The following is a 12,860-nucleotide window of genomic DNA, read 5'->3' on the forward strand; positions in this document are numbered from 1 at the left end:
TTACTTAAGTCATAAGGGGGTAAAACCATGAGCGAAGCCCTTGAATCAGAAGTTAAAACCAATCCCCAAGGTGATCCAATTACCAGTGCACCGGAAGCACCATCGATTGATAGTGCAAAAGGAAGAAAAGACCCTCACGGCGATGCAAAAAATCAGCGGGTAGTCTCTCCAGAGTATATGTTTTCGGAAGCTCCTCGTGAACGGGAATTTATTACCGGTAGTGAATGTGCAAAAGAAGCAGTGAGACGTTCAAATGTAGATATGTCCGTGGCCTACCCTATTACCCCGCAAAGCGAAACATTACAGTTAATTGGGGTTTTGTATGGAGAAGGGTATGTGAAGGAATTCTATCGAGGCGAAGAAGAGTATGGTGTCATGTCGGCAATTGCCGGGGCCTCGCGCGCGGGTGTTCGAGCCTTTACGGCCACTGCAGGTCCTGGAACATTACGAGGTCTTGAACCCATCGTTTCGTGGGCTGGTCACCGTCTTCCCGCCGTTTGCATGTTTACCTGCAGAGTCGTCAATGCTCCGCTGGCTATCCAACCCGATAATATTGAAATTGCCTATCTTTTAAATAGCGGAATGCTCGTTTTTCATGCTGAAAATCAACAGGACCTGTTCGATTTTATTATGAAGGGCTTTATTATCAGTGAAAAAAATGATGTCACGCTCCCGGTAGGGGTTTGTTGTGATGGATTTTTTGTGACTCATGCTCGCGGATATTGTGCGATGCCGGATCGTAGCCTTAAGCTCCCACCTCGAGATCCTTACCGAGGGTCGGTACCGGTCCTGGATGCGGAGAACCCTCCAGCTCGACTGTCTCGTGATGCTCCAGTTCAAAAATCTAATTTTATGGCCTATAATATTCACGCGGTGTGGCAGCAGGAAGTATGGGCTGGCGTTGAACGTTCACGGAAATATATTAATCAATATATGGATGGATTGTTAGAAGCCCAGGACGTGGAAGACGCAGATGTTCTCCTTGTAGCTTCTGGGAGTGCAGCCGCCCAATCTCGCGAAGCAGTTCGACAATGTCAGGAAAAAGGTATTAAAGCTGGATTGATCAAAATTCGTTCCTTGCGACCTTTTCCAACAAATGAACTGAGGAAGCTGTGTGGTAATGCCAAGCTTATAGTCATTCCCGAGTTTAATTATGTCGGGTGGTTAGCTAAAGATGTAGCTACGGCAATTTATGGATTCTCCAACGCAAAAATTGTGGCTGGCCCACATGTCTACGGGGGAATGTCGATGCCGGTTGAAATGATTACGGATGAAGTGGAATGTGGTCTGACTGGTAAAAAGTCCAATACAGTTCCTCCTTCAGCCATTATGGGTGCGGCCGATCCGAAGGCCGTTGCAGAATTTATGAAAAGTATTTAATTCAATTGTCCAACAATTGAGAATTCTAAGGCCCGCCCCAAAGAAATTGGGGCGGGCCTTTCTGTATCATTTCAACTATTCAGGACAATATACCTTCTGTGAAACCGGGAAGAATTCTCGTAACCAATGATGATGGCATTGGTTCGCCTGGCATTCTGGCCCTTGCCAAAGCCATGAAGGCATTGGGACAAGTTTGGGTTGTCGCCCCAGAGAAAACACAGAATGCAGTAGGGCGGGGGATGACGCTGCATAAACCATTGCGGGTAAGGCAAATTCGGCCGCGGTGGTATGCCGTGAATGGGACTCCGGCAGATTGTGTCACTCTGGCCATTTGCAAGCTTTTAGAAACGAACGTGCCTGTTCTTGTGGTCTCGGGAATTAATAAGGGGTGGAATCTGGGAGATGACGTCACCAACTCGGGTACGGTGGCAGGCGCGTTGGAAGGCATGCTCCATGGTATTCCATCCCTGGCAGTGTCCTTAGAAGATTGCCCAAAAGCATCCTATGCAATGGCTGCCCATTATGCGGTTCAACTGGCGGAGCGGATTTTAAAATCAGGTTTGCCGGAAGGGACGATTCTCAATGTGAATGTTCCTGGCTCAAGAATGGAAGCGATTGCCGGCCTACAGTTCACGAGTTTGAGCCAACGACGGTATCATAAGCCAGTGGTGGAAAAAATTGACCCCAGGGGAGTGTCCTATTTCTGGATCGCTGGGGAACGACAATCGTGGGCCAGAAAAAAACCCTCCGACCATGATGCGATGGAAAAGAACCTGGTTTCAGTCACTCCTTTGCATTTAGATTTAACGGATTACGTGGCGCTCAATAGGCTGAAGAGTTGGGTAAAAACTTTTTCACCCAAAAAAGGAACTCATGTTTCATCTGTTCGGAAATTGACGAAAATAAAAAGGGATTGATAATCCTCTAGCCCATTTTGGTAAATATTATCTATTAGCTTTTGGTTCCATTGCCATGGACTTGGTCAAACAATTATATGACTGGATGCTGTCCTGGGCTGATTCGCCCTATGGAGTTCCTGCACTCTTTGGCTTGGCTTTAGCCGAATCCTCATTCTTCCCGCTCCCTCCTGATGTGTTATTAATTGCCATGACGCTTGGCAGTCCTGTAAATGCCTGGTGGTTTGCCACGGTGGCTACAGTTGGGTCAGTTCTTGGAGGGGCTTTGGGTTATGGTATTGGTTGGTATGGAGGGCAACCCGTTTTAAAAAAAATCATGGGGCAAGATCGAATGGATCTTGTGCATCAGTATTTTCAACGGTATGAAGGCTGGGCAATCCTTATTGCCGGATTCACCCCAATCCCTTATAAAATTTTTACGATAGGGGCCGGAGCCTTTTATGTTGATTTCAAAACCTTTATGGTGGCTTCGATAGTGAGTCGAGGCGGGCGTTTTTTTCTGGTGGCGGGCGCCATTCAATTCTTCGGCCCATGGATAAAAGATAGCATCGAAAAATATTTCAATCTTTTCTCAATCGTATTCATCGTTCTGTTGATCCTGGGTTTTTGGATTGTGAAACATCAGGGACAAAAACTAGCACAAAAGACTTCTACCTGAGAGCTATAAATAATGTCGATTGTTCTCTATAACACCCAGACCAAGAAAAAGGATATCTTTGTTCCGTTGATCCCAGGGCAGATCAGCATGTACGTCTGCGGTGTGACCGTCTACGATGATTGCCATCTAGGCCATGCTCGAAGTGCACTGACTTTCGACATGATCCGACGCTATTTTGAATTTGCTGGCTACAAAGTGAAATATGTGAGGAACTTCACCGATATCGACGACAAAATCTTAAATCGTGCCAAACAAGAAGATGTCCCCTGGCAGGAAATCAGCCACCGGTATATTCAGAATTTTCACCGAGACATGGGGGCATTGGGCATTAGGAAGCCCTCCGCAGAACCTCGAGCCACCGAACATATTCAGGATATACTTCACATGGTTGAAGGCTTGATTCACAAGGGCGTGGCCTATCAGCTAGAAGGGGATGTCTATTTTTCCGTCAAGAATTTTTCCTCTTATGGCCAACTGTCCGGAAAAAAATTGGAAGAACTACAGGCCGGCGCCAGGATTGAGGTTAATACCCGAAAACAAGATCCCATGGATTTTGCCTTATGGAAAACTGCAAAGCCTGGTGAACCTGGATGGGACAGCCCCTGGGGAAAGGGACGTCCTGGGTGGCATATCGAATGCTCGGCGATGTCAGTGGCTGAGCTAGGCCCCACCTTTGATATTCATGGTGGGGGTAAGGATCTCATATTCCCTCATCATGAAAATGAAATTGCCCAATCCTCTGCCTATACGGGCAAGGAGTTTGCGCGGTTTTGGGTACATAACGGGTTTGTGACCGTGGACAAAGAAAAAATGTCAAAATCGCTTGGCAATTTTTTCACTATACGCGAGATTTTTGACAAATCGCCGCATTCCGAACCCGTTACCGCTGAATGCCTACGTTATTTGTTTTTATCAACACATTACCGAAACGATCTGAGTTTTTCAGATCATTCCATCAACGAAGCAAAAGCAGCATTAGATAATTTTTATGGATTATTTCAACGGCTTGAGGAATCTAGTTCTAAGCCTGAAATTGAGAGTGCCCAGGATTGGGAAACTCCTTTCAAAGACTTTACTGAGAAATTCACATTGGCCATGAATGATGATTTTAATACACCAAAGGCCCTGGGAGCATTTAATGAAATTCGAGGCACTATTAATAGATTGCTTGGCAAGGGACTGTCTGATAATTCGCAGAAAATCATCTTGGAAACCCTTAAAGTCTATGGGGAAACCCTGGGTCTATTTCAAATTACAGTGAGTAAATGGAATTTAATTGTAGGCAGCCTGGGAGTGGCTAAATCTGAGGAGACCGCTCTTCCTATCAACGGCATTGTTGGTACAACTGATAAATGGATCGAAGAAAAAATCCGCCTACGCAATGAAGCCCGTGCCCAGAAAGATTTTTCTACCGCCGATACCATCAGAAAAGAATTAGCCGAACAAGGCATCATCCTGGAAGACCGATCCGATGGCACCACACGATGGAAGCGATGAACCCCCGGCAACGGTGTACGGGTTTCATGCGGTTCTAGAATCTCTCCACTCGCAGTCTCGGCCCGTCCAACGAATTTGGACTCTTCGGGCTGATGGCCGATTTCTTCCCATTGTAAAATTGGCAAGGGAACGTGGTATTTCCCTGGCCGTCGAATCACGGGAGCGTTTAGATCGCTTAGCTGGTGATCGACATCATCAGGGCGTGGTAGCTCAGGTTTCCGCCAAAGAGTATCTGGAGGGAGAGGAGTTGCTGGACCTCCTTTCTCTTAGACCGATTCCTGCCTTATTAGTGGTGTTAGATCAAATTCAGGATCCACATAATTTAGGCGCGATTGTCCGTTCGGTAGAGGCGGCCGGTGGAGATGGAATTGTTATCCCTAAGCACCGGGCCGTGGGGCTGACGGGGGGGGTTGCCAAATCATCCGCTGGAGCTTTAGAGCATGTCTCAATTGCGCGGGTAGCCAATACGGGGAAGTTTCTCGAAACATGTCAGAAGCGGGACATCAGGACCGTGGCATTGGTCCCGGAAGGAGTTGAACCCTATTCAGAGGTCGACTACCTGGAGCCTGTCGCACTGGTGTTTGGAAGTGAAGGAGAAGGAATCCGGCCGATTGTCCTGAAAAAATGCGACCAACAAGTGAGGATACCGATGTTTGGAAAAATGAACTCGCTGAATTTGTCAGTTGCCGTAGCAGTGACACTCTTTGAGGCAGTTCGCCAACGGACTCAGAAACGATAAGAGCCATGAACAAACTATTTTATCTGAATCAGGCCTTCCTGAATTGCGGCATTGAGCAGTTGGGCGGCATTAGAAACCCGAACTTTCTTCATCATATTGGCCCGGTGGGCTTCGACTGTTTTGACGCTAATTTTTAACTGCTGTGCAATTTCTTTATTCTTCAATCCTGACCAGATGAGTTGCAGGATTTCTTGCTCGCGTTGAGTCAGCGCCTCCGGGCGTTTTCGCTTAATAGGCGGCATGTCCAATTTTTCCGGTTTCAGTTGGTTGGTCATGGGTACCTCAGGCATTTTCTCTAGGCGAATTATCTAAGGGAGAATATCAGGTCATTTTAGGATTGTAAACCGAAAGCGTACGTAAACTCACCCTAGTCGAATTAACTACGGAATATGTGACTTTTATGTTTCACTGGATTGTTTGGCCGAGCGTCTTTATTCTGGGAACGATCTTTGGAAGTTTTTTGACAGTATGTGTGCACAGAGTACCAAAGGGACAATCAGTGGTGGCTCCTCGGTCGGCATGTCCTCATTGCGGAAGGCAGATATGCTGGTATGACAATGTTCCTCTTTTGAGCTTTGTCTGGTTGCTGGGGAGGTGTCGTTCTTGCCATGGGGATATACCCCCAAGGTATCCCATTATTGAGTTGGCCAATGGCTTAGGCTATCTCCTGGTGGTGTGGCGGTTTGGGCTTACGTGGCCAACGCTTGTGTATGCGGGATTAGTATCAGTGTTCCTTGTGGTGGCCTGGATTGATTGGGACCACAAAATCATTCCGGATGTGATTACATTGCCGGGAATTGTGGTTGGCTTCTTATGCGCATCTTTCCTGTTACCGACAGGCTGGGGCAATTCGCTTGTGGGTATTTTAGTGGGGGGCGGGTTTTTACTAGCTCTTGCGTGGGTCAGCCCCTTCTTGTTCGGGAAAGAAGGCATTGGGGGAGGCGATATAAAATTTTTGGCCATGGTTGGAGCTTTTTTGGGATGGCAACAGGCCATACTCACCTTGATGGTGGGATCAGTGGTGGGAGCGGTTATCGGGATAGTGTTGCTGGCCACGAGGGTTCTTCAAAAAGGCCAATACATTCCTTTCGGACCCTATTTAGCGCTCGGGGGCCTGATCGCGGTGGTATGGGGAACGGAATTATGGCACTGGTATTTTCATGGCTTGTTATAAGTACCCAACGAATCCTGTAAGGCAGGTACGACCACATGGAGTCGGTTCAAGTCGTCACTGTAAGAGGGATAAGAGGGTTGAAGAGGTCTCTTTGGTGTACCAGAGGTTTTACCCTCACTGAATTGATTATCGTGCTTGGCATTATCGGGGTCGTCTTGATGTTAGCCCAAACCTGGTTGGTATCCCAGTTACCTCATTGGCGATTGAATGGAGCAACCAGACAGGTGACCTCCGACCTTTTAGGAGCAAAAATGAAGGCGGTGGTTGAGCGGAATAGGCAACGAGTCTTCTTTCAGGATAGTCATCGGTATGAGTTATTGGATGATGATAACAATAATGGAAAGTCCGACCCAGGTGAGCATCTTGTCACTCGCGATATTCAAGAAAGCTATCGAGATGTCAAATTGACGGCATCCAACAATCCCTCCTTTCTGCCAAGAGGAACGGCGTCCAGCTTAGCTTCTATTACACTTTCCAATTCTGCCGGAAAGCGAATTATTACCGTCAGCATTACCGGACGGGTAAAAGTGAAGTCTTAAATGAACGCCAACATTCATGAGCGATATCCGGTAGGGGTGTGTCTTCGTGATCAACGAGGGTTCTCTTTATTAGAAGTGCTCATGGCTTTGGTGGTGGTTTTCATGGCACTCCTTGGTTTTGCAGGCTATTCCGTTGTTGCCCATACAGGCATGTCCGCAAGTGAAAAAATGACCAGAGCTGTCACACTCGCCCAGGAAAAAATAGAAGACGTGCGTCGGGGTGGAGTGCCTATTTCGTTAACCGACCCATGGATCAATTCAGAACCCTATGGCTCGATTGCCGGTGCGATGCATCATCAACGCACAGTCATCATTCAACCGCACACTCCATTAGCCGGGTTGCACACGGTCACCGTCGAAGTGCGATGGGACCATGATGCGCATTCCACCGCACTGACCACCTTTCTCACCCGGTAAGAATGAATAAGCAGATACCAGGTATTTCAAAATGGTCCCAGCAGGGATATACGCTTGTTGAGGTTGTGGTTGCCCTGGGACTGAGTCTCCTGACGGTGAGTGTGGTCTATGCCCTGTATATTCAAGAACTCAAGGCTCAGGGCGTGCGAGAGCATGTCTTGGACATGCAGCAACAGGCTCGTGTGGTGGTAGATTTGGTGACCAGGGAAATCCTGATGGCCGGCTATGATCCCCGAGGAGTGAATCATGATTCCGATCTTACAAATGATTTTGAAGGCATCACGTATGATCCAGGCAAGCTCTCTATTAAGGCCGATTTGAATGGAAATGGCTTCATCAGCGATGCCAATGAATCAATCGTTTTTGTCTATGATGCCACGACCCACCTGCTCCGGCGTAATACCGGTGGAGGTAATCAACCGTTTGGTGAGGACATTGAAGCGTTTGTCATAGACTATCTTGATCAGGGTGGAAACCCTACCACGAATTCCAAAGCCATACGACAAGTGGGAATTTCGGTGACAGCTCGAACGTCACGGCCTGATCCACAGTATGCCAAGAACGGTGGATATCGAACAGTAACTCTCCACTCCCGAATTACGGTAAGAAATAGACAATCATGATCGGACAAAATAGGCATGTAGGAATAAGGCCTTGTCTTAACTCCATGGGTGGAGCGCTCATTGCCGCCTTGTTGTTGGTCGCTATTTCCACAATAATGGGTGCGACGATTCTGTTTGCCACGTCCACCGATTTACAAATCAGTGGAAATTTCCGAAGGTCGATGGCCACGTTCTATGCCGCAGAGGCGGGCATCGCAGAAACCGCCATTCGTTTAGGTGGTTCCTCTCTATCAAATTCAGGGCATCTCGGCGATCCTTCTCCCATCTTGCAAGCAAATTGGTCTGCCTATGTGTTGTCCACCTCCGACTGGAAATCACAGGATGATCAGGAATATTCAGGGCTGTTCACCAACTATTTCCCTCTGAATGGAAATCTCAGCAATACGGCAGTTCTTCCCAATAGTGTGCAAACGACTCTTCCTTATTGGACTAAGATTCGTCATAAAACCGAGTATGATGCGGAACGGGCGGGGCACAGTTCTCTGACCCCTCACTATCAAGATGAGGATGGAAGCACCGCGACCCATTCCACTAATAACCGAGGCAACGTGGTCTTCTTTGGATTTGCGACAGGAAGCGGACTGATGCCCACGTCATTTACGGCAGCAAATCCCACACCATATTCTCCCGTCGAAATCATCATCAGCCAGGGTCAGGTAGAAGGAGCCATCTCCCTGATTCAGGTGGAGGTGGCGCACCCCTCTGGCCCCCCATTGCTGGCACCGGTATATGCGAATAGTCAGGTCGTATTTGCTGGCGGAACCGCTGTCGTGGAAGGCTTTGATACCTGTGGCCTCCTGCCAGGAGGAAGGCCTCCAGTGTGGTTGGGCCCTGCAGGTGCATTGGCAGGAACTGCCACTTTCACAGGTAATCCTCCGATGCCACAAGTGGGCATGGATGCCCTGGATTTGGTGAATACTCTGGATAGCCTCAAGCGAGGCGCGCAGGTTATTTCAGGAGATCTTATCGGTGTGAATATTGGGGCGCCGGGGAATCCTGCCCAGTTGTATGCCGAACCGCTTGCAGGGGGATTTTCGAGCCGGCTTGCCATTCAGAATCTCAATGGATATGGCATCCTGTTGGTAAGGGGGAACCTGAACATTTCCTCCCCTTTTCATTGGGAAGGCCTCATCGTCGTTACTGGACAAGTCACGTTTGATGGTGGAATCGGGACTTCAGTCATTCAGGGTGCCCTCTTGGCGGATCAGGTGCAGATACTGAATGGCGAGGTGAAGATGACTTTGGATACCTGTCCGATCGGCGCGTCCCTTCGGGTGCTTCCTGTTGCTACCCTCAGTTGGCAACAACTCCTCTAAGGTCTCTCTAAGACTTTCCAATTTCTCGACTGATACATCTCAATAAAATTCCTTGCAAGACTTCCTCTCAATAATCCCACTCACTTCCTGTTTCTAGTGGAGTTTTACTTTTCGGTTAAAGTTTCTCGCAAACTTCCCCTTTTTCCGCATCTTGCATGAGACTTTTGATTCGTATCCACATGGGTCCTTTGATTGATTGCAGAAGTGTGAAACCATTCTTACAATGCCTTACTTCTTGTCACGGCATGGGGATTGGTTTACAAATTTCATTCTCTACCTGGTGGGTGAGATCCTAAATGATGTGCTTGGAGCGAGGTCTTTGCAGGAAAAAATGTGTTCATAGTTAACTTTTAACGGGGTAAATGCCATGAGTGTACAACCAGACATTATTTACACGAAAGTTGATGAAGCGCCTGAGCTGGCCAGCGGATCGTTTCTTCCAATCATTCAGTCTTTTGCTAAAGCGGCAGGTGTGACTGTTGGCACCAAAGATATCTCTCTTGCGGGAAGAATTCTTGCGCAATTTCCTGACAAACTCAAGCCGGAGCAACGGCAACCGGATGATTTGGCGCTATTAGGTGAAATGGTTGAGAAGCCCGATGCCAACGTCATTAAATTGCCGAACATCAGTGCATCCCTCCCACAAATTAAGGGTGCAATTACTGAATTGCAATCTCAGGGTTATGCGATTCCTGACTATCCGGAAAATCCTAAAACCGATGACGAAAAGGACATTAAAGCCAGATATGACAAAGTAAAAGGAAGCGCGGTCAACCCCGTATTGCGGCAGGGGAATTCCGATCGTCGGGCTTCAGCTTCGGTCAAGCAGTATGCCAAAAAGAACCCTCATAGGATGGGAAAGTGGACTAAAGAGTCGCGAACCCATGTGGCCCACATGTCCGACGGAGATTTTTTCGGTAACGAAAAATCAGCGACCATCACGGAGCAAGCGGCTGGCAAGGGACGCATTGAATTCATGGCGAAAGATGGAACGGTCAAGGTATTGAAAGATAATGTGGTTTTCGACGAAGGCGATGTGGTCGATACCACGAAAATGAGCGTGAACGCGTTGCGAGAATTCTTTAAGGAGCAAATTGCAGACGCCAAAAAGAGCGGCATTCTGTTGTCGTTGCACTTGAAGGCGACCATGATGAAAGTGTCGGATCCCATCATGTTCGGCCATGCCGTGACGGTCTTTTTTGAAAATGTGTTTAAGAAGCATGAGCAGGTCTTTAGTGAACTGGGGGTGAATCCGAACAATGGGCTTGGGGATGTGTATGCCAAAATTGGCAAATTGCCCGCCGCCCAACAAGAGGAGATCAAAGCGGACATTCAGGAGGCACTGAAGAATGGCCCTGCTTTGGCAATGGTGGATTCTGACAAGGGTATTACGAATCTTCATGTGCCGAGTGACATCATCATTGATGCCTCGATGGCGGCGGCGATTCGGACATCTGGGAAAATGTGGGGTCCGGATGGCAAAGAGTATGATACCAAGGCCATAATCCCAGACCGGTGTTATGCCGGCATTTACCAGGCGGTCATTGAATTCTGCCAGAAGCATGGTGAATTCAATCCTGCGACGATGGGGAGCGTGCCGAATGTCGGTCTGATGGCACAAAAAGCCGAGGAGTACGGATCTCACGACAAGACTTTCGAAGCGCCGGGCGATGGGACCATCCGTATTATTGATGGAGCGGGCAAGACCATTCTTCGACAGGAAGTGGAAAAAGGCGATATCTTTCGGTCATGTACGGTTAGGGATATTCCCATTCAAGATTGGGTGAAGCTGGCTGTGAAGCGAGCCAGAGCGTCATCAACTCCTGTAGTGTTCTGGTTAAATAAAGATCGGGCACATGATGAGCAGCTGATTGCAAAAGTGAATCGCTATTTGAAAGATCATGATACAAAAGGGTTGGACATTCAGATTATGGCGCCTGTGGATGCCATGAAATTCTCACTCAAACGCGCGAAGGACGGTCTCGATACCATTTCGGCCACTGGAAATGTGCTTCGGGATTATCTCACTGACCTGTTTCCGATTTTGGAGCTGGGTACAAGCGCCAAAATGCTGTCCATCGTTCCCTTGATCAATGGTGGGGGACTGTTTGAGACGGGGGCCGGAGGATCCGCGCCGAAGCATGTACAGCAATTTGTCAAAGAAGGACATTTGCGCTGGGATTCACTCGGAGAGTTTCTCGCGTTGGCCGAATCGTTTGCGCATTTAAGTCAAACCAAAAATAACAAAAAAGCAAAAATCCTGGCGGATACGTTGGACAAGGCCACTGGAAAGCTCATGGACAACCGGAAATCACCTGGACGTGAATTGGGAGAGTTGGATAATGCGGGAAGCCATGTGTACGAGGCCTTGTATTGGGCGCAAGAACTGGCGGCTCAGGATGATGATCAGGACTTGAAAAAGCAATTCGCCCCGATCGCAAAAGAGTTGGAATCCAAAATCGATACCATACTTGAAGAGATGAAAGCGGCAAAGGGGCGGGCTCAGGATATTGGCGGGTATTATCGTCCTGATCCGAAAAAGGTTATGGTCGCCATGCGTCCCAGCGCAACTCTTAATAGCATCTTGGGTCGCTTAGCCTAGGTTCTAAACGTAGGCTGGTCTTCCGGTATTATTTTTTATACTGGGGATGTGTGCAACGAGCCGGGTTCCGAACGGAGCCCGGCTCGATTTTTTTGGGGAGAGGAGGTATTTGTGTGAGTCATGTGAAAGTCGTGACCCTTTCCAAAATCGGGGATGTTCCCATTGTCTGTAAGACCAAGCGGGACATCTCTGTTGAAACCCCATTAGATGCGAGGGATGACGAATCCCTAGGATGGGGGTACTGGGATCGAATTTGGCCTTCGGCGGTGGCCTTATCAGAATATCTCATTGAGCAGTTTTTCCCAACAAAACTGCAAGGGGCCAGGGTTCTGGAAATTGGTTGTGGGACAGGGGTGGCCGGAGTCGTGGCTGCTCAGCTCGGGGCATTCACCATGTTTTCAGATATGGTGCCGATTACCCTTGAAGCGGTAAAGGATTCCTGCCGTCGGAATCATATCAGCAATTTTGACACATGTCTGTTGAATTGGTCGAAGACGATTGAACCAAAAGAACCTTATGATTTGGTCTTAGGCAGTGAAGTTTTTTATGACGAAGAAATTTTAGCGAATATTTCACATGTGCTAGAACAAATGCTTGCCCCAGGGGGAAAAGGCCTTTTTTGTGATCCAAATAGACTGGGGTGGGATACCATCGAACGTGGATTCAACGAGAAGTTTATCGTGGTAATAGATGAAATCCCCCTCAACTGGCCTCCGCGAAAAGGTGCTGGGGTAGGAAAAATGGGGTCTCTTTACCAACTCACTCGCAGAAGTCAGCTGGCATCCTGACAATATTATTTTCCACGTCCTGATGCTCCATGTGTTCTAACGAGGCTTTCAACCGGTAGTTGGCTCAGAAGGCAAAATATCTAGAGTCGAAAATTGATGGGATTTGTGGTGTAAGGAAGGTATAGCGTAAATATCATTCCAACTATCTAATTTTAAATAGGTTTTGCAATTTGGGTTGGCGTGATGTTCCCATGGGGCTCGGTTATGGTA

13 protein-coding genes are annotated in these 12,860 nt (G+C 48.0%); 12 read left to right on the forward strand and 1 reads right to left on the reverse strand.

Annotation, left to right across the window (positions count from 1 at the left end; all coding sequences use genetic code 11):
- Positions 1-177: 177 nt before the first annotated feature.
- From PJI16_06190 to rlmB, 5 genes are all read left to right on the forward strand, one after another.
- Positions 178-1,380, forward strand: a complete 1,203-nt coding sequence (locus PJI16_06190) for a transketolase C-terminal domain-containing protein (GenBank protein MDT3777143.1) — start codon at positions 178-180, stop codon at positions 1,378-1,380.
- A gap of 98 nt (positions 1,381-1,478) precedes the next feature.
- The gene (surE, locus tag PJI16_06195) at positions 1,479-2,297 is read left to right on the forward strand and encodes a 5'/3'-nucleotidase SurE (GenBank protein MDT3777144.1); all 819 of its coding nucleotides are present in this window, start codon (positions 1,479-1,481) and stop codon (positions 2,295-2,297) included.
- Positions 2,298-2,352: 55 nt separating this feature from the next.
- Positions 2,353-2,955, forward strand: coding sequence for a DedA family protein (locus tag PJI16_06200; protein MDT3777145.1), 603 nt, complete (start codon positions 2,353-2,355; stop codon positions 2,953-2,955).
- A gap of 12 nt (positions 2,956-2,967) precedes the next feature.
- Entirely contained in the window at positions 2,968-4,452 is a 1,485-nt protein-coding gene (cysS, locus tag PJI16_06205; GenBank protein MDT3777146.1) for a cysteine--tRNA ligase, read from the forward strand.
- Positions 4,427-5,191 (forward strand): 23S rRNA (guanosine(2251)-2'-O)-methyltransferase RlmB, encoded by a 765-nt coding sequence (rlmB, locus tag PJI16_06210; protein MDT3777147.1) that lies wholly within the window; start codon positions 4,427-4,429, stop codon positions 5,189-5,191. Before cysS ends, rlmB begins: the two co-directional genes overlap by 26 nt.
- Before the next feature lie 14 nt (positions 5,192-5,205).
- On the opposite strand, the gene PJI16_06215 is transcribed toward rlmB, so the two are convergent.
- Entirely contained in the window at positions 5,206-5,466 is a 261-nt protein-coding gene (locus PJI16_06215; GenBank protein MDT3777148.1) for a response regulator transcription factor, read from the reverse strand.
- A 125-nt stretch (positions 5,467-5,591) separates the two neighbouring features.
- Here PJI16_06215 and PJI16_06220 point away from each other — a divergent pair, with 125 nt between their 5' ends.
- From PJI16_06220 to PJI16_06250, 7 genes are all read left to right on the forward strand, one after another.
- Positions 5,592-6,365, forward strand: a complete 774-nt coding sequence (locus PJI16_06220; GenBank protein MDT3777149.1) for an A24 family peptidase — start codon at positions 5,592-5,594, stop codon at positions 6,363-6,365.
- A 77-nt stretch (positions 6,366-6,442) separates the two neighbouring features.
- Positions 6,443-6,904: a GspH/FimT family pseudopilin gene (locus PJI16_06225; protein MDT3777150.1), complete on the forward strand. Its 462-nt coding sequence runs from the start codon at positions 6,443-6,445 to the stop codon at positions 6,902-6,904.
- Complete coding sequence (locus tag PJI16_06230; GenBank protein MDT3777151.1) at positions 6,905-7,321, forward strand: prepilin-type N-terminal cleavage/methylation domain-containing protein; 417 nt, start codon at positions 6,905-6,907, stop codon at positions 7,319-7,321.
- A gap of 2 nt (positions 7,322-7,323) precedes the next feature.
- Positions 7,324-7,944, forward strand: a complete 621-nt coding sequence (locus PJI16_06235) for a prepilin-type N-terminal cleavage/methylation domain-containing protein (protein MDT3777152.1) — start codon at positions 7,324-7,326, stop codon at positions 7,942-7,944.
- 44 nt (positions 7,945-7,988) lie between these two features.
- Positions 7,989-9,260 carry a hypothetical protein gene (locus tag PJI16_06240; GenBank protein ID MDT3777153.1) on the forward strand — a complete coding sequence of 424 codons (1,272 nt, stop codon included), beginning with the start codon at positions 7,989-7,991 and terminating at the stop codon, positions 9,258-9,260.
- Positions 9,261-9,627: 367 nt separating this feature from the next.
- Positions 9,628-11,862: an NADP-dependent isocitrate dehydrogenase gene (locus PJI16_06245; protein MDT3777154.1), complete on the forward strand. Its 2,235-nt coding sequence runs from the start codon at positions 9,628-9,630 to the stop codon at positions 11,860-11,862.
- A 113-nt stretch (positions 11,863-11,975) separates the two neighbouring features.
- On the forward strand, positions 11,976-12,650 hold the full coding sequence (locus PJI16_06250; protein ID MDT3777155.1) for a methyltransferase domain-containing protein: 675 nt from the start codon (positions 11,976-11,978) through the stop codon (positions 12,648-12,650).
- Positions 12,651-12,860: the final 210 nt, after the last annotated feature.

The sequence above is a fragment of the Nitrospira sp. MA-1 genome (assembly GCA_032139905.1).
Classification (GTDB): Bacteria; Nitrospirota; Nitrospiria; order Nitrospirales; family UBA8639; genus Nitrospira_E.